Origin of the sequence: Variovorax paradoxus (assembly GCF_029919115.1) — a bacterium.
GTDB lineage: Bacteria > Pseudomonadota > Gammaproteobacteria > Burkholderiales > Burkholderiaceae_C > Variovorax > Variovorax paradoxus_O.
This window is the reverse complement of the sequence record NZ_CP123990.1, coordinates 732840-748792: the sequence shown is the minus strand read 5'-3', so window position 1 is coordinate 748792 and position 15953 is coordinate 732840. Positions and strand designations below refer to the sequence as shown.

Sequence of the window (15953 nt, the reverse complement as noted above, 5' to 3'; positions counted from 1 at the left end):
TTTGTTGCCCGCTTCTCTTCCAGGCGAAGAAAAGCGGGCGTAAAAAAGCCGGCTCGAAGCCGGCTTTTTGAAGAGAGAGAGAGAGAGAGAGAGAGAGAGCGTGGTTCCCGCCTCTCTTGATAACGAGATCAGGCCCGTGCCGCGCGCAGTCGGGTCGAGAACTCGCGCAAACCGGCAATGCCGCTCGCTTCAGCACGATGGCACCAGGCAGCCAGGTCGGCAGCCAGTTGCTCGCGCGATTGCGAAGTGTTGAGCCAGAGCTGGCGCAGCTCTTCGCGCATCGTCACCATCTTGTCGATTACCGGGTGTGCGGCGCGCGCCTGCACCAGGTGCGTGCGGGCCGATGCCGGCACCTTGTCGTCGTCGCGGTGCAGCCAGTTCTTGGCCGCCTTGAGCACCGAGATATCGCCGCCCTTGGTCTTGAGGGCAATCAGCTCGGCCTTGGTCACGCGGCGCATTTCGCGGGCGTAGCCGGCCATGACCTCATAGCGGTTGGCAATGACGGCCTCGAGCGTCTTTTCGTTGGCCACGGGCTGGATATCGCCCATCTGCATCTTCGGCGGCACCTTCTTGACCTTGGCCCAGCCGATCGCCTGCATCATCTGGATGTAGACCCAGCCGATGTCGAATTCGTACTTCTTGACCGAGAACTTGGCCGACGTGGGATACGTGTGGTGGTTGTTGTGCAGCTCTTCACCGCCGATGATCAGGCCCCACGGCGAGACATTGCGGCTGGCGTCGGGCGCCTCGAAGTTGCGGTAACCCCAGTAGTGGCCAATGCCGTTGATGATGCCGGCCGCCGTGATCGGGATCCACAGCATCTGCACTGCCCAGACGGTCAGGCCGAGCACGCCGAAGAGTGCCAGGTTGATGACCAGCATCAGGCCCACGCCTTGCCAGCTGTAGCGGGTGTACAGGTTGCGCTCGATCCAGTCGTCGGGCGTGCCGTGACCGTAGCGATCCATCGTTTCCTTGTTCTTGGACTCGGCGCGATACAGCTCGGCGCCGCGCCAGAGCACTTCGTCGATGCCCTTGACCTGCGGGCTGTGCGGATCTTCTTCGGATTCGCACTTGGCGTGGTGCTTGCGGTGAATGGCAACCCATTCCTTGGTGACCATGCCGGTGCCCAGCCAGAGCCAGAAACGGAAGAAATGCGACGGGATCGGCCCCAGGTCCATCGCACGGTGCGTCTGCGTACGGTGCAGGAAGATGGTGACCGCGGCGATCGTGATGTGCGTGGTGACGAGCGTGTACAACACGATTTGCCACCATGTCAGGTCCCACAAGCCGTGTCCGAGCCAGTCGATGGCCGCGCTCAAAACGGCAGAGTCAGGAATCAACATTGAATTAAGTACTCCATGGCCACACGAAGGTGCAGCCTTCAGTTAACCCGCAATTTTAAGGTAGCAAGGCCAAAATGAGGCCTTTTACCCTTCCTTGAAAGCGCAGATTTACCCTACTTTGGAGTGCTGTGCCTATTTGCGGTTCCACACGGCCGCAAAGAAACCGTCCGTGGCGTGCCGGTGCGGCCATAGCCGCAGGTAGCGGTGGCCGTCCGGACCGCCGGCGCAAAGGGCCTCGAAACCCTCTACCTTGAGGCCCTGCAGCAGTTCTGCGGCATCCTGGGGCACGAAATCGGGGTTGGCCGCGCTGAAAGCCTCGGCAATGGCCTCGTTTTCCTCCGGCAGCACGCTGCAGGTGGCATAAATGAGACGCCCGCCCGATTTCAGCAGACGTGCCGCGCTTTGCAGGATGGCCGCCTGCTTGACCGTCAGTTCCTCGACCGACTTGGGAGACTGGCGCCATTTCAGGTCGGGATTGCGGCGCAGCGTGCCCAGGCCCGAGCACGGGGCGTCGACCAGCACCCGGTCGATCTTGCCGGCCAGGCGCTTGATGCGTTCGTCGCGCTCGTGCGCAATGGCCGCCGGATGAACGTTCGAAAGCTTGCTGCGCGCGAGCCGCGGCTTGAGCGCGTCGAGCCGATGCGCGGAGGTGTCGAAGGCGTAGAGCCGGCCAGTGTTGCGCATGGTCGCGCCAATCGCCAGCGTCTTGCCGCCGGCGCCGGCACAGAAATCGACCACCATTTCTCCTCGCTTGGCGTCCAGCAGCAGCGCCAGCAATTGGGAGCCCTCGTCCTGCACTTCGACGGCGCCTCGGGCAAAAGCGTCCAGCTTGGTCAGCGCCGGCTTGCCGTCGATCCGCAAGCCCCACGGCGAGAACGGCGTTACTTCAGATTTGATAGCAGCCTTGGCAAGCTCTGCCTTGACTTCAGCCCGTTTATCCGTGAGGGCATTGACCCGAAGGTCGAGCGGCGCGGGCTGCTGCAGGCTTTCGACCAGCGGCCAGAAACCGTCGCCCAGTTGGGCCTTGAGCGGCGCGACCAGCCATTCAGGCAGGTTGTGGCGATGGCGTTCCAGCAGGTCTTCCGGCTTGACGGCATCGCAGTTGTCGAGCCAGCGCTTTTCGGTGTCGTTGAGCGCGCTTTTCAGGAAGTCGCGCGGGCCATGAAAGCCGAGGATCGCCATGCGGCGCTCCTTGGAGCCGCTGCCCGAGGGCGACAGGTGGTCGAACAGGAGCTTCTTGCGCAAGACGGTGTAGACCGTCTCGGCAAGGGTGGCGCGTTCACGGGGGCCGAACTCGCGGTGGTCGCGAAAAAAGCGCGAAACGACCTGGTCGGCCGGGTGATCGAATTTCAGGACAAGGCCGACCAGATCGGCGGTGGCCTCCAACAGGGCTTTGGGGTGCATGCCCCGATTGTCTCAGCCGGAGGCCCCCTACGCCCCGCGCGTCCAGATCGTCCCGAAAGCCTGCCGTTCGATCTCGGCCAGCGTGGGCGAATGGCCGGCCCACAGGACCAGCGCCGCACCTGGCAGGCTCAGGGTGTGCTCGAGGTGGCGGCAAAGCTGCCAGCGGTCTTCATCGTCCATGCCGGGCAACTCGACGAACACGATGTAGGCCCTGCGCCATGGAAATTCGCGCAACGTCTTGCGCACCAGCCAGGCGCGCGAAATGGGAAGGCACCGCGCCAGGTCGGCCCGCAGTTCGCCCAGTTCATGGTCGCTCAGGTCGTGACGGGCGATCTGGCTGAAGAACGGCGTCTCCGTGATCTCCTCCCAGGCCCGGGCCTCGGCTTCTTCAGCCTCCTTGAGGCGGCCGCGCCACAGCTTGAGAGCTTCTTCGTCGTGAGCTCCAGCGTCCGGGTTCTCGAGCGCGGCCACGGCACTTTTCGCGGCCCACCATCGGCTGGCGGCGCTGGCTCCGTGCAAGCGTTCGAGCACGGCAAGGCGTGCCGCGCGATCGCGCACGGGGAGCATCTGGGCCAATCCTCGCAATGCCCCGGGGTGCTCGGGCGCGACGCGGAGTGCTCGCTCGTATCGAATGCGCACAGGAGCCGCCGGATCGAGCCGCCGCTCGGAATCGGCCCATTCGACGAGTTCGTCGGGTGTGTTGCGCTCGCCCCGCGCAGCAAGAAGCTCGACGCGCTCCCGGATGCGAGACCGGTGCGCGTGGTGCTGCTTCCAGTCGCTGGCATGGTTGCGGCGCCATTGGTTGTCGAAGTGTTCGATCCACTTTGCGCTGTCTGCCAGCATGCCCAGCGCCGGCTCGGCCGACCAGGGCGGCACCACCGCTTTCTGGCCGAGCGCTTCGAGCCGGTCGCGCAAGACCGGGTGGGTGTCTTCAAGATCGCTGACGCGCCGCATGGCCTCTCGCAATGCCCGGCGCGCAAGTTCGTCGCTGGGTGGCGTGGCGGCAAGCTCCTTCAGCGCCTTGAAAGGGCCCGGCGGCTGCGGCTCCCTTTCGGCCCGGGCCCAGTGCGAAGCCCAGAACTCATCGGCATACCAGTTCGCCTTGATGGCAATTTCCGTCAGCGCGGCCGCGGCGACGGTCGTGCCCAGGAGCCGGCCCGAAATGCGGTCGGCCTCGTACTCGTCCTGCCGGGCGAGCGCGAAGGTTCGGGCTGCAAAACGCGGAAAGTACCAACGGAAAAAGCTCTGCGACACCAGCGCCATCACGCCTTCGTCGCGCTGCAGGCTGGCGTCCAGCTTGAGCCACGAGAGCCGGGTGCGGTAGATCCAGGCGCTGAGCTTGCCGTGGTTGCCGCGCAGGTGCCCGTACTCGTGGGCAAGCACCGACAGCAGCCGCCGCCGGTCCAGCATCATCAGCAGCGGCAGGCCGATGCTGAGGGAATTGACCGCGCCGCCGAACAGCCCGAAACGCGGCACCTGCCGGATGCTGGCGTTGAATTCGTCGTCCAGGTAGACGCGGTGGACTGGCGGGCCCTTGATCTTCTTGCGTATGCGGTCGAGCGCCTCGAACAGTGCCGGCGCGTCCGCACGCGAAAGCTCCCGCCCTTCGGGTTCGTCGAACCGCACCCAGAGTGCGCGCAGCGTGGCCCAGAGCAGGCCCAACGCAAACAGAGCCAGCCAGCCACGTCCGAAACTGAAGCGTCCATGCCCGACCGACAGCGCGACCCAGGCGATGATGCCGACCGAAAGCGCGAGGCAAGCCAGCACCCAAAGGTAACCGAGCGCGGCAAATGCCGCGACGCTGCGACGATAGCGCGCGCTGTCGTCCGCGCTGGCATGCTCGCTCAGGCGGACAAGGTGAACAAAATCAGCGCGATCCATCCGACTCTCCCCTCACCGATGCCCGCAGTTTGAAAGAAGCAAGACCGTGAACGACAACGACCTGCCACCCCTGATAGAGACGCCGCCCGGCCGTTACCGCCACTACAAGGGCGGCGAATACGAAGTGCTGGGCACCGTGCGCCATAGCGAAACGCTGGAGCCGATGACGCTGTACCGCGCTCTTTATGGCGCGCAAGGGCTGTGGGTGCGCCCCGCCGCGATGTTCGGTGAAACCGTGGAGATCGACGGTGTTCGCCAACGGCGTTTCACCCCTGTCTAGGCCGCTACGTATTCGATAGCGCCAAAGCCATCGGCGGCTGTCAGCCGCAGCGGACGTCCGTCACGCGGCCGCGTGCGTCGACGTCGAGATTGAGGCGTCCGCCATTGAGTTCCATCGTCACGGCTTCGCCCGGCTTCAGCGCCCGGACGGTGCCCGCACCTGCGCGCACGCGCGCCGCGGCTTCGAGCTGGGGCGACAACGGCTGGCCAACGGCGAAGCGTGCGCCATCGGCATTGCACTGGAACACTGGTTCAGGTGCCGGAGCAGCTGCAGCGGGGGTTGCCGCGGGGGCTGAGCCTTGCGTGGCACAAGCCGTCATCAAGAAAGCGCCGGCAACGATGAACAGTAGCGATTGGGTTTTCAATTTTCTCTCCCGAAAACCCGCGAATATAAACAACTTTAACGAATGTGACCTGATGTATCTGCAAGCCATCCGGCAATGGCGCGTGGATACAACTGATGCTCTTGCGCGAGCACGCGGCCAGCCAGCGAGGCGGCCGTGTCGTCCGGCAGCACGGGCACGACGGCTTGCGCCAGGATTGGCCCATGGTCGAGCTCGGTCGTCACTTGGTGCACGGTAACGCCGGCCACTTTGCAGCCCGCGTCGATGGCTCGCTGGTGGGTATTCAACCCCGGAAACGCCGGCAGCAACGACGGGTGAATGTTGATCAGGCGCCCGGCGTAGTGCCCGACAAAGCCCGGCGTCAGGATGCGCATGAAGCCAGCCAGCACCACCAGCGCCGGAGCATGCGCGTCAACGACCTTTGCCAATGCCTCGTCGAAAGCTTCGCGCGTGGGAAATTCCTTGTGCGGGACCACGGCGGTTGCAATGCCGTGCGTGGCGGCAATCGCGAGCCCGCCCGCTTCGGTCTTGTTGCTGACCACCGCGGCGATGCGGGCGCCAAAGCGCTCGGCCCAGCGGTCGCGCTCGGCGGCGCGCACGATGGCCGCCATGTTGGAGCCGCCGCCGGAAATAAGGATCACGATGTTCTTCATGGGACGCGGGATTATCTGTGCTCGGCTCCGAGGGCCCTGAACTTGTCGCCGCGCGGACACCGATCCACAGCACGACCGTGCTAAAACTCGAAGTTCCGGAGACACACCGCCATCGGCGCGATGGCGGTAGACCGATCAACACAGCGAGGCACGCATGGATTTGAGCTTCACGCCCGAAGAACAGAAGTTCCGCGAAGAAATTCGCGCCTGGGTCAAGGACAACCTTCCCAAAGAGATTTCGCACAAGGTGCACAACGCGCTCGAGCTGACGCGCGACGATCTGCAAGGCTGGGCCAAGATCCTCGGCAAGAAGGGCTGGCTGGGCTACGGCTGGCCGAAGGAGTTCGGCGGCCCGGGCTGGACCGCCATCCAGCGCCACCTGTTCGAGGAAGAAACCGCCCTGGCCGGTGCGCCGCGCATCGTGCCGTTCGGCCCGGTGATGGTCGCTCCGGTGATCATGGCTTTCGGCAATGCCGAGCAGCAGAAGCGCTTTCTTCCCGGCATTGCCAGCGGCGAAGTCTGGTGGAGCCAGGGCTACAGCGAACCCGGCTCCGGCTCGGACCTGGCTTCGGTCAAGACCAAGGCCGAGCGCAAAGGCGATAAATACATCGTCAACGGCCAGAAGACCTGGACCACGCTCGGCCAGTACGGCGACTGGATGTTCAACCTCGTGCGCACCAGCAACGAAGGCAAGCCGCAAACCGGCATCAGCTTCTTGCTGCTCGACATGAAATCGCCTGGCGTCACGGTGCGCCCCATCAAGCTGCTCGACGGCAGCCATGAAGTGAACGAGGTGTTCTTCGACAACGTCGAAGTGCCGGCCGAGAACCTGATCGGAGAAGAGAACAAGGGCTGGACCTATGCCAAGCACCTGCTCTCGCACGAGCGCACCAACATTGCCGACGTGAACCGCGCCAAGCGCGAGCTCGAGCGCCTGAAGCGCATTGCCAAGAGCGAAGGCGTCTATGACGACCTGCGCTTCCGCGACGAGATCGCCAAGCTCGAAGTCGACATCGTCGCGCTCGAGATGATGGTGCTGCGCGTGCTCTCCGCCGCCACCTCGGGCAAGAACTCGCTGGACGTCGCGGGCCTCTTGAAGATCCGCGGCAGCGAAATCCAGCAGCGCTACAGCGAACTGATGATGCTCGCCGGCGGCGCGTATTCGCTGCCCCTCATCCGCGAAGCCATGGAAGCCGGCTGGCAAGGCAACTTCCCGGGCGGCAACCCGGCGCTTGCGCCGCTTGCATCGACCTTCTTCAACATGCGCAAGACCACCATCTACGGCGGCTCGAACGAAGTGCAACGCAACATCGTTGCGCAAACCGTTCTCGGCTGAGGAGACAAGAACATGGATTTCAATTTTTCCGACGACCAGGAACAACTGCGCGACGCCGTCCGCAAATGGGTCGACAAGGGCTATGACTTCGAGCGCCGCCGCGGTATCGAGGCAAAGGGCGGCTTCTCGCGCGAGGCCTGGGACGAACTGGCCGAACTCGGCCTGGGCGGCCTCTACATCGCCGAAGACGACGGCGGTCTGGGCATGGGCCCGGTGGCCGGCATGGTGGTGATGGAAGAACTGGGCCGCGGCATCGTGCTGGAGCCCTTTGCCCAGACGCTCATTGCAGGCGCCGTGCTCAGCGGCTACGCCGGCGCTGAACTCAAGGACAACTGGCTGCCGCGCATTGCGGGCGGCCAGGCCATCGTCGTTCTGGCCCATCAAGAGCGCAAGTCGCGCTACCGGCTCGATGTGTGCGAAGCCAAGGCGGTGAAAGCCGGCGATGGCTGGTCGCTGACCGGCGCGAAGAGCGTGGTGCCCGTGGGCGACGAAGCCGACGCCTACATCGTGCCCGCGCAGGCCGACGGCAAGATCGCCCTCTTCCTGGTCGAGCGCAGCGCCAGCGGTGTCGAAGCCCGCGGCTACGGCACGCAGGACGGCAGCCGCGCGGCCGAGGTCGTGTTCGACAAGGCAGATGCCACGCTGATCACCGCAGACGGCCTGGCTGCGCTCGAGTACGCGGTCGATGTGGGCATTGCGGCCACATGCGCCGAAGCGGTCGGCGTCATGGACAAGACCGTGGCCCTCACGGTCGACTACATGAACCAGCGCAAGCAGTTCGGCGTGGTCATTTCCACCTTCCAGGCGCTCCGCCACCGGGTAGCCGACATGAAGATGCAGCTCGAGCTCGCACGCTCGATGAGCTACTACGCCACGCTCAAGCTCAATGCCCCGGCCGACGAGCGGCGCCAAGCCATGGCGCGCGCCAAGTACCAGCTCGGCGTTTCGATGCGCTTCGTGGCAGCCAACTCGGTGCAGCTGCACGGCGGCATCGGCGTGACCGACGAATACATCGGCAGCCACTATTTCCGCAAGCTCACGCAGCTTGAAATGACCTTCGGCGACACCCTGCACCACCTGGGCGAAGTGTCGGCCCGCATGCAGGACACCGCGGGCGTGTTCGCCTGACGATGTTTTTCCCATAGCATCCAACGCCCGCCCGCCTTGTGCCGGCGGGCGTTTTTACTTGGAACCAGCCAGGAACAAAACATGCCATCGCGCCGCACCCTTCTTGCCCTCGGGCTCGCATCGACCGCCATGCTGACCGCTTGCGCCACCACACCATCGCCTTCTTTCAGCGAACGTCCGCCGATCGTCTTCATGCACGGCAACGGCGATTCGGCCGCACTCTGGCAAACGACGATGTGGCGCTTCGAATCGAACGGCTGGCCGCGCAACCGGCTCTTTGCGGTCGATCAGCCCTACCCGCTGGCACGCGACGACGACACCGTGGCACAGCCCGGCCGCAGCTCGACCGCCGATTCGGCCGCCTTCCTGAAGGCCGAAGTCGAGAAGGTGCTGAAGGCCACGGGTGCGAGCAAGGTGGTGCTGATCGGCAATTCGCGTGGTGGCAATACGATCCGGAATTACGTGCAGAACGGCGGAGGCTCGGCTGTTGTGAGCCATGTGGTGCTCGGCGGCAATCCGGCGCACGGCATCTGGGCGGTAAAGGGCTTTCGCGAGAACAACGAGTTTTCGGGGCTGTCCGCCTTCATGCAGCAACTCAACTCGCCCAAAGGACAGAACGGCGATGAGGTCACGCCTGGCGTGAAGTGGCTCACGCTGCGCTCGGACAGCAACGACAAATATGCGCAGCCCGACGGGCTGTGGATCGGCGTGCCGGGCCAGCCCACCAATATCGGCTTCGACGGGCCGGCGCTCAAGGGCGCGACGAACGTGGTGCTGCCGCGCGTGGACCATCGCGAGACTTCGTTCTCCCCCGCCGCCTTTGCCGCGACCTGGCAGTTCCTGACGGGCGAGCCGCCGCGCAGCACAGCGATTGCAGCCGAAACGAACGTCGTGCTCGATGGCCGTGCCGTCGGCGCGGAAAACCTCTCGCTGAACGGCGGCCAGGTCGCCGTCTATGCGGTCGATCCCGCCACGGGCGCCCGGCGCGGCAACGCGGTGCACAGCAAGAACATCGGCGCGGACGGCCGCTGGGGGCCCTTCAGCGCGCGCGGCGACACGGCCTACGAGTTCGTCCTCAGCGCGCCGGGATACGGCATCACGCACATCTACCGCAGCGCGTTTCCGCGCAGCAGCAGCGTGGTGAACCTGCGCCCCGAACGCCTCGCCGCGGCCGATGCCAACGCCGGCGCAGTTGTCGTCTTCACGCGCCCTCGCGGGTATTTCGATGCGCAGCGCGACACCATGCGCTTCGACGGCCAGAGCCCACCGCCCGGCGTGCCGCCCAAGGGCTCGGGCGTGTCGAGCTCCCGGTTGCGCGTTGCCGCGGCGGAGCCTCAGCGGGCAGTGACCGGTGAGTTCAACGGCGAGCGCATCACGGGCCTGACCTGGCCCGTGGCGCAGCAGCATGTGACCGTGCTCGAACTGACTTACTGAGGGCCAACAGCATGAACGACGCGGCTTCCTTCCCTTTCGTGCTGAAGACACGCGATGCACGCGGCGTGGTCACGCTGACGCTGAACCGCCCGGCCTCGTTCAACGCACTTTCCGAGGGCATGCTCGGCGCGCTCGAGCAGGCCATTGCCGAAATCGCGGCGGACGAAGACGTTCGCGCGGTCGTCATCGCGGCGGCGGGCAAAGCCTTCTGCGCGGGCCACGACCTGAAGGAAATGCGCGCGGAGCCCTCGCTCGGCTACTACCAGCAGCTTTTCGAGCGCTGCGGCACGATGATGCTGTCGCTCCAGCGCCTGCCCGTGCCCGTGATTGCGCGCGTGCACGGCATCGCGACCGCAGCGGGCTGCCAGCTGGTGGCGGTGTGCGACCTGGCGGTGGCATCCAGCGAGGCGCGCTTCGCGGTCAGCGGCGTGAACGTGGGCCTGTTCTGCGCCACACCCAGCGTCACCCTCTCGCGCAATCTCGGCCGCAAGGAAGCGTTCGAAATGCTCGTGACCGGTGAGTTCATCGATGCGCAGGAGGCCAGGCAGAAGGGCCTGGTCAACCGGGTCGCCGCGCCGGCCGAGCTCGATGCCGCGATCGAGGCGTTGGTTTCCAGCATCGTCGCCAAGCCCCGAAAGGCGCTCGCGCTCGGCAAGGCCCTCTTCTACCGCCAGCTCGAAACGGGCATCGAGTCCGCACTGGCCGACGCCAGCCAGACCATGGCCTGCAACATGATGGACGAAAGCGCGCTGGAAGGCGTTCAGGCCTTCATCGAAAAGCGCCCGCCGGACTGGAAGCGCTAGGTGTCGTGCAGCCGCGAGCTCTGCGGCAGGTGTGCCATCAAAAACTCCATCTGGTCCGCCAGGATGCGGCGGTTTCGCAGAATGAAATCCTCCCAGAGGCTGGGCACATAGGGCGCGTACAAGAGCGGCATGTTGGCCTGCTCAGGCGTGCGGCTGCTCTTGCGGTGGTTGCACGGCTTGCAGGCCGTGACCACATTCATCCAGGTGTCGATGCCCTTTTGCGCGAACGGAATGATGTGCTCGCGCGTGAGCTCGTCTTCGTGGAAATGCCCGCCGCAATAGGCGCAGATGTTGCGGTCGCGCGCAAAAAGCTTGCTGTTGGTGAGCCCCGGGCGCTGGGTAAAGGGGTTGATGCGCGGCACGCCCTTGGTGCCGATGATGCTGTTGATCGCAATCTGCGATTGCTCGCCCGTGATGGCGTTGTGGCCGCCACGGAACACAGCCACCTGCGCGCCCACCTCCCAGCGAACCTCGTCCGCCGCATAGTGGATGACCGCCTGTTCGAGCGATATCCATGACTGGGGCAGCCCTTGGGCCGACAGCTTCAAGACCTTCACCACACGCCTCCTCAAAAAGGGAAGAATCACGGAAAGACCAGGGACACGGAGCGCGCCGGAGACCACTTCAGGCGACGCACTGAGTCACAATATACCGGCTTTGTGACAAAACGGCCTGATTCGCCCAATTGACGGGCAAAAGGCGCTATCAAAAAGATACTCACCGATGCAGGTTTTCCGCGGCTTCCGGCACCCGGGCGTGGCTCCGGCCTGCGCCCTCACCATAGGCAATTTCGACGGCGTGCACCGTGGCCACCAGGCCATGCTGGCACTGCTGCAGACCGAGGCGCGCCATCGCGGGCTGCCCAGCTGCGTGCTCACCTTCGAGCCGCACCCGCGCGACTATTTCGCCGCCGTCACCAAGAAACCCGACCTGGCGCCGGCGCGCATTGGCACGCTGCGCGACAAGCTCACCGAGCTCGCGGCCTGCGGCGTGGCGCAGACGGTCGTGCTGCCCTTCGACGGCCGGCTGGCGTCCCAGTCGCCCGAAGACTTCATCCAGCACGTGCTGATCGACGGCCTTGGCGCGCGCTACGTGCTGGTGGGCGACGACTTCCGTTTCGGCGCCAGGCGGGCAGGCGACTACGCCATGCTCGACGCGGCCGGCGATGCCCATGGCTTCGACGTGGCGCGCATGAACAGCTACGAAGTGCACGGCCTGCGCGTTTCCAGCTCGGCCGTGCGCGAGGCGCTGGCCGAGGGCCGCATGGCAGACGCCCATCACCTGCTCGGCCGGCCGTACACAATCTCGGGCCACGTGGTCCACGGCCGCAAGCTGGGCCGCGCGCTGGGCGCCTCGGAGCCCGGCAAGGACGACGGCTTTCGCACCCTCAACCTGCGCTTCAAGCACTGGAAACCGGCCGCCAGCGGCATCTTCGCGGTGCTGGTGCATGGCCTCGCCGACCAGCCCCTGCCCGGGGTGGCCAACCTGGGCGTGCGCCCTTCGCTGGACGCCAACGACGTCAATGCCGGCCGGGTTTTGCTGGAGACACATTGCCTGGAGTGGCCCTCGCATCTGGGAGCCGAAGGTGCCTACGGTAAAATCGTCCGCGTGGAACTCCTGCACAAACTGCACGACGAATTGCGCTACACCAGCCTCGAGGCCCTCACTGCGGGCATCGCGAAGGATGGGCGCGACGCGCGCGCGTTCTTTGCGTCGACCCACGCCGAAACCCATCGCCAGACGACACGCGATCGAATTTAGCCCTGCACGCACCGTGCTGCCGCCCTTCGACAAGCTCAGGGCGAACGGCTTTTCTTCCGCACCGACCGCTCAATGCAGTTCGGGCTGAGCCTGTCGAAGCCCCTCTGTTTCGCACCCCAACATGTCTGACGCTGCTTCCACCACCGACTACCGCTCCACGCTGAACCTGCCCGACACCCCCTTTCCGATGCGCGGCGACCTGCCCAAGCGCGAACCGGGCTGGGTGAAGGAATGGAACGACGAAGGCCGCTACCACCGCCTGCGCGACGCCCGCCACGGCGCGCCCAAGTTCATCCTGCACGATGGCCCGCCCTACGCCAACGGCCAGATCCACATGGGCCACGCGGTGAACAAGATCCTGAAGGACATGATCACCAAGGCGCGCCAGCTCGAAGGCTACGACGCGCTCTACGTGCCCGGCTGGGACTGCCATGGCTTGCCGATCGAGAACGCCATCGAAAAGCAGTTTGGCCGCAACCTGAGCCGCGACGAGATGCAGGCCAAGAGCCGCGCCTACGCCACGGAACAGATCGCGCAGCAAATGGCCGACTTCCAGCGCCTGGGCGTGCTGGGCGAATGGGACCATCCGTACAAGACGATGGATTTCGCGAACGAAGCCGGCGAGCTGCGCGCATTCAAGCGCGTGATCGAGCGCGGCTTTGTGTATCGCGGCTTGAAGCCGGTGTACTGGTGCTTCGACTGCGGCTCGTCGCTGGCCGAGTTCGAAATCGAATACGCCGACAAGAAGAGCCAGACCATCGACGTGGCCTTCAAGGCGCACGACCGCGAGAAGGTGCTGAAGGCCTTCGAGACCGACCACACGATCCTCGGCGACATCTTTGCCGTGATCTGGACCACCACCGCGTGGACCATCCCGGCCAACCAAGCGATCAACCTGAACCCCGAGATCGAGTATTCGCTGGTCGACACCGAGCGCGGCCTGCTGATCCTCGCCAACTCTCTGGTCGAGATGTGCATGACGCGCTACGCGCTCGACGGCAAGGTGCTGGCCACGGTCAAGGGCGAGAAGCTCGGCGGGCTCGAATTCGAGCACCCGCTGTACGACGTCGATGCCGGCTACAAGCGCCTTTCGCCGGTGTACCTGGCCGACTACGCCACCGCCACCGACGGCACCGGTCTGGTCCATTCCTCGCCCGCCTACGGCGTGGACGACTTCAACTCCTGCATCGCGCACGGCGTGGCGTACGACGACATCCTGAACCCGGTGCAGGGCAACGGCAGCTACGCGCCCGACTTCCCGCTCTTCGGCGGCCAGAACATCTGGAAGGCCGTGCCGGTGATCATCTCGGCCCTGCGCGACGCCAACCGCCTGCTCACCACCGAGACCATCACGCACAGCTACCCGCACTGCTGGCGCCACAAGACGCCGGTGATCTACCGCGCCGCGGCGCAGTGGTTCGTGCGCATGGACGAAGGCGAAGGCGTGTTCACCAAGGACAAGGCGCCCAAGACGCTGCGCCAGACTGCGCTCGAAGCCATCGAGAAGACGAGCTTCTATCCGGAGAACGGCAAGGCGCGCCTGCACGACATGATCGCCAACCGGCCCGACTGGTGCATCAGCCGCCAGCGCAGCTGGGGCGTGCCGATTCCGTTCTTCCTGCACAAGGATTCGGGCGAGCTGCATCCGCGCACGATGGAAATCCTCGACCAGGCCGCCGACATCGTCGAGACGGGCGGCATCGAGGCCTGGAGCCGCGTCACGGTGGAAGAAATCCTCGGCGCCGAAGACGCACCCCACTACACCAAGAGCACCGACATTCTCGAGGTGTGGTTCGACTCGGGCTCGACCTTCTATCACGTGCTGCGCGGCACGCACCCCAACGTGCACCATGCGGCCGGCCCTGAAGCCGACCTGTACCTCGAGGGCCACGACCAGCACCGCGGCTGGTTCCACTCGTCGCTCTTGATCGCCTGTGCGCTGGAAGACCGCGCGCCGTACCGCGGCCTGCTCACGCACGGTTTCACGGTGGATGCCAAGGGCATCAAGATGAGCAAGTCGCTCAAGAACGGCATCGACCCGCAGGAAATCAGCAGCAAGCTGGGCGCCGAGATCATCCGCCTCTGGGTGGCCGCGAGCGACTACTCGGGCGACATCGCGGGCGACGACAAGATCCTCGCGCGCGTGGTCGACTCGTACCGCCGCATCCGCAACACGCTGCGCTTCTTGCTGGCGAACACCAGCGACTTCGACATTGCGAAGGACGCGGTGCCGCTCGACCAGCTGTTCGAGATCGACCGTTACGCGCTTGCGCGCGCTTCGCAGTTCCAGGCCGAGATCCTCGCCCACTACAAGGTGTACGAGTTCCATCCGGTGGTGGCCAAGCTGCAGATCTACTGCTCGGAAGACCTGGGCGGTTTCTATCTCGACATCCTGAAAGACCGGCTCTACACGACCGCGCCCGGCTCGCTGGCGCGCCGCAGTGCGCAAACCGCTCTCTGGCACATCTCGCAAGCCATGCTGCGCTGGATGGCGCCGTTCCTGAGCTTCACGGCCGAAGAAGCCTGGAAGTTCGTGAGCACGGGCAAGCCGGGCGAATCGATCTTCGCGCAGACGTTCAGCAAGTTTGCCGCACCCGACGAGGCACTGCTCGCCAAGTGGAGCCGCATTCGCGAGATCCGCGACGTGGTCAACAAGGACATCGAAGCCGTACGCGCCGAAGGCAAGGTGGGCTCGTCGCTGCAGGCCAACCTGCAGCTCAGCGCACCGGCTGAAGACTTCGCGCTGCTGGGCTCGCTGGGCGATGACCTCAAGTTCGTCTTCATCACTTCCGCCATCGAACTGGCTGCGGGCGAGGCGCTGTCTACCCTGGTAACGCCAAGCGCCGCGCAGAAGTGCGACCGTTGCTGGCACTACCGCGACGACGTGGGCCACGACCCGGCGCATCCGACGATCTGCGGCCGTTGCACAAGCAACCTGTTCGGCGCCGGTGAAGCACGGAGCTTTGCCTGATGGCGGCCGCACGTTCCGCCTCGGGGTCGCGTTCGCGCGGTGGCAGCCTGGGCATCTGGCCGTGGCTCGGGCTGGCGGCGATCATCGTGATCATCGACCAGTTCACCAAGACGCTGATCCTGGGCTACTACAAGCTCGGTGACGCAACGTACGTGACGAGCTTCTTCAACGTGGTTCGCGCGCACAACACGGGCGCCGCGTTCAATTTCCTGGCCGACCATTCGGGATGGCAGCGCTGGTTCTTCACGGCCATCGGCCTGGCGGCCGCGGTGTTCATCGTGTGGATGCTGAAATCGCACGCGGGGCAGAAGCTGTTTTCGTTCGCGATGGCGTGCATCCTGGGCGGCGCCATCGGCAACGTGATCGACCGGATGATGCACGGGTACGTGGTCGACTTCCTGAGCTTTCACGCTGGCAACTGGTACTTTCCGGCCTTCAATGCGGCGGACAGTGCCATCACGCTGGGTGCGATCTGCCTGATCGTCGACGAGATCCGGCGGGTTCGACGCGGGAAGTAAGCCAGTTTCTCAAGGGGCCTTCGGGCCCCTTTCTCTTCAAGGCCCAACGCGAGGGTTTTTCCCGGCTTTCTTGGCTTGTCATAGCAGGGTCATACTGC

The 15953-nt window shown here is 65.1% G+C and carries 14 protein-coding genes; 8 read left to right on the top strand and 6 right to left on the bottom strand.

Annotated elements, in window-relative coordinates; all coding sequences use genetic code 11:
- Window positions 1–128: 128 nt before the first annotated feature.
- The 3 genes from QHG62_RS03530 to QHG62_RS03520 form a co-directional block, all read right to left on the bottom strand.
- On the bottom strand, window positions 129–1343 hold the full coding sequence (locus QHG62_RS03530) for a DesA family fatty acid desaturase (protein ID WP_281149457.1): 1215 nt from the start codon (window positions 1341–1343) through the stop codon (window positions 129–131).
- Between the two features lie 132 nt (window positions 1344–1475).
- Window positions 1476–2747: an RsmB/NOP family class I SAM-dependent RNA methyltransferase gene (locus QHG62_RS03525; RefSeq protein ID WP_281149456.1), complete on the bottom strand. Its 1272-nt coding sequence runs from the start codon at window positions 2745–2747 to the stop codon at window positions 1476–1478.
- 27 nt (window positions 2748–2774) lie between these two features.
- Window positions 2775–4628: a M48 family metallopeptidase gene (locus tag QHG62_RS03520; protein WP_281149455.1), complete on the bottom strand. Its 1854-nt coding sequence runs from the start codon at window positions 4626–4628 to the stop codon at window positions 2775–2777.
- A gap of 46 nt (window positions 4629–4674) precedes the next feature.
- Here QHG62_RS03520 and QHG62_RS03515 point away from each other — a divergent pair, with 46 nt between their 5' ends.
- On the top strand, window positions 4675–4908 hold the full coding sequence (locus tag QHG62_RS03515; RefSeq protein ID WP_281149454.1) for a DUF1653 domain-containing protein: 234 nt from the start codon (window positions 4675–4677) through the stop codon (window positions 4906–4908).
- Window positions 4909–4948: 40 nt separating this feature from the next.
- Here the strand turns inward: QHG62_RS03515 and QHG62_RS03510 are convergent, their stop codons facing one another.
- Both QHG62_RS03510 and purN read right to left on the bottom strand, forming a co-directional pair.
- On the bottom strand, window positions 4949–5272 hold the full coding sequence (locus QHG62_RS03510) for an I78 family peptidase inhibitor (RefSeq protein WP_281149453.1): 324 nt from the start codon (window positions 5270–5272) through the stop codon (window positions 4949–4951).
- A gap of 35 nt (window positions 5273–5307) precedes the next feature.
- Window positions 5308–5904: a phosphoribosylglycinamide formyltransferase gene (gene purN, locus QHG62_RS03505; RefSeq protein WP_281149452.1), complete on the bottom strand. Its 597-nt coding sequence runs from the start codon at window positions 5902–5904 to the stop codon at window positions 5308–5310.
- Window positions 5905–6058: 154 nt separating this feature from the next.
- Between purN and QHG62_RS03500 the strand changes: the two genes are divergently transcribed.
- From QHG62_RS03500 to QHG62_RS03485, 4 genes are all read left to right on the top strand, one after another.
- The gene (locus tag QHG62_RS03500; protein WP_281149451.1) at window positions 6059–7240 is read left to right on the top strand and encodes an acyl-CoA dehydrogenase family protein; all 1182 of its coding nucleotides are present in this window, start codon (window positions 6059–6061) and stop codon (window positions 7238–7240) included.
- A 12-nt stretch (window positions 7241–7252) separates the two neighbouring features.
- Window positions 7253–8368, top strand: a complete 1116-nt coding sequence (locus QHG62_RS03495) for an acyl-CoA dehydrogenase family protein (protein WP_281149449.1) — start codon at window positions 7253–7255, stop codon at window positions 8366–8368.
- Window positions 8369–8449: 81 nt separating this feature from the next.
- The gene (locus QHG62_RS03490; protein WP_281149448.1) at window positions 8450–9802 is read left to right on the top strand and encodes an alpha/beta fold hydrolase; all 1353 of its coding nucleotides are present in this window, start codon (window positions 8450–8452) and stop codon (window positions 9800–9802) included.
- 11 nt (window positions 9803–9813) lie between these two features.
- Window positions 9814–10605: an enoyl-CoA hydratase gene (locus QHG62_RS03485; RefSeq protein ID WP_281149447.1), complete on the top strand. Its 792-nt coding sequence runs from the start codon at window positions 9814–9816 to the stop codon at window positions 10603–10605.
- Here the strand turns inward: QHG62_RS03485 and QHG62_RS03480 are convergent.
- Entirely contained in the window at window positions 10602–11162 is a 561-nt protein-coding gene (locus tag QHG62_RS03480; protein WP_281149446.1) for an HNH endonuclease, read from the bottom strand. The genes QHG62_RS03485 and QHG62_RS03480 overlap by 4 nt on opposite strands.
- Window positions 11163–11328: 166 nt before the next feature.
- Here QHG62_RS03480 and QHG62_RS03475 point away from each other — a divergent pair, with 166 nt between their 5' ends.
- The 3 genes from QHG62_RS03475 to lspA all read left to right on the top strand — a co-directional run bounded on the left by QHG62_RS03475 (window position 11329) and on the right by lspA (window position 15855).
- The gene (locus tag QHG62_RS03475) at window positions 11329–12366 is read left to right on the top strand and encodes a bifunctional riboflavin kinase/FAD synthetase (RefSeq protein WP_281149445.1); all 1038 of its coding nucleotides are present in this window, start codon (window positions 11329–11331) and stop codon (window positions 12364–12366) included.
- A 121-nt stretch (window positions 12367–12487) separates the two neighbouring features.
- Entirely contained in the window at window positions 12488–15337 is a 2850-nt protein-coding gene (gene ileS, locus QHG62_RS03470; RefSeq protein WP_281149444.1) for an isoleucine--tRNA ligase, read from the top strand.
- On the top strand, window positions 15337–15855 hold the full coding sequence (gene lspA, locus QHG62_RS03465; RefSeq protein ID WP_281149443.1) for a signal peptidase II: 519 nt from the start codon (window positions 15337–15339) through the stop codon (window positions 15853–15855). The genes ileS and lspA overlap by 1 nt, the downstream gene beginning before the upstream one ends.
- Window positions 15856–15953 lie beyond the last annotated feature (98 nt).

Coding starts and splice junctions, on each gene's coding strand:
- QHG62_RS03530 (WP_281149457.1), bottom strand. CDS start 1,343: ATGTTGATTCCTGACTCTGCCGTTTTGAGCGCGGCCATCGACTGGCTC.
- QHG62_RS03525 (WP_281149456.1), bottom strand. CDS start 2,747: ATGCACCCCAAAGCCCTGTTGGAGGCCACCGCCGATCTGGTCGGCCTT.
- QHG62_RS03520 (WP_281149455.1), bottom strand. CDS start 4,628: ATGGATCGCGCTGATTTTGTTCACCTTGTCCGCCTGAGCGAGCATGCC.
- purN (WP_281149452.1), bottom strand. CDS start 5,904: ATGAAGAACATCGTGATCCTTATTTCCGGCGGCGGCTCCAACATGGCG.
- QHG62_RS03500 (WP_281149451.1), top strand. CDS start 6,059: ATGGATTTGAGCTTCACGCCCGAAGAACAGAAGTTCCGCGAAGAAATT.
- QHG62_RS03495 (WP_281149449.1), top strand. CDS start 7,253: ATGGATTTCAATTTTTCCGACGACCAGGAACAACTGCGCGACGCCGTC.
- QHG62_RS03490 (WP_281149448.1), top strand. CDS start 8,450: ATGCCATCGCGCCGCACCCTTCTTGCCCTCGGGCTCGCATCGACCGCC.
- QHG62_RS03485 (WP_281149447.1), top strand. CDS start 9,814: ATGAACGACGCGGCTTCCTTCCCTTTCGTGCTGAAGACACGCGATGCA.
- QHG62_RS03475 (WP_281149445.1), top strand. CDS start 11,329: ATGCAGGTTTTCCGCGGCTTCCGGCACCCGGGCGTGGCTCCGGCCTGC.
- ileS (WP_281149444.1), top strand. CDS start 12,488: ATGTCTGACGCTGCTTCCACCACCGACTACCGCTCCACGCTGAACCTG.
- lspA (WP_281149443.1), top strand. CDS start 15,337: ATGGCGGCCGCACGTTCCGCCTCGGGGTCGCGTTCGCGCGGTGGCAGC.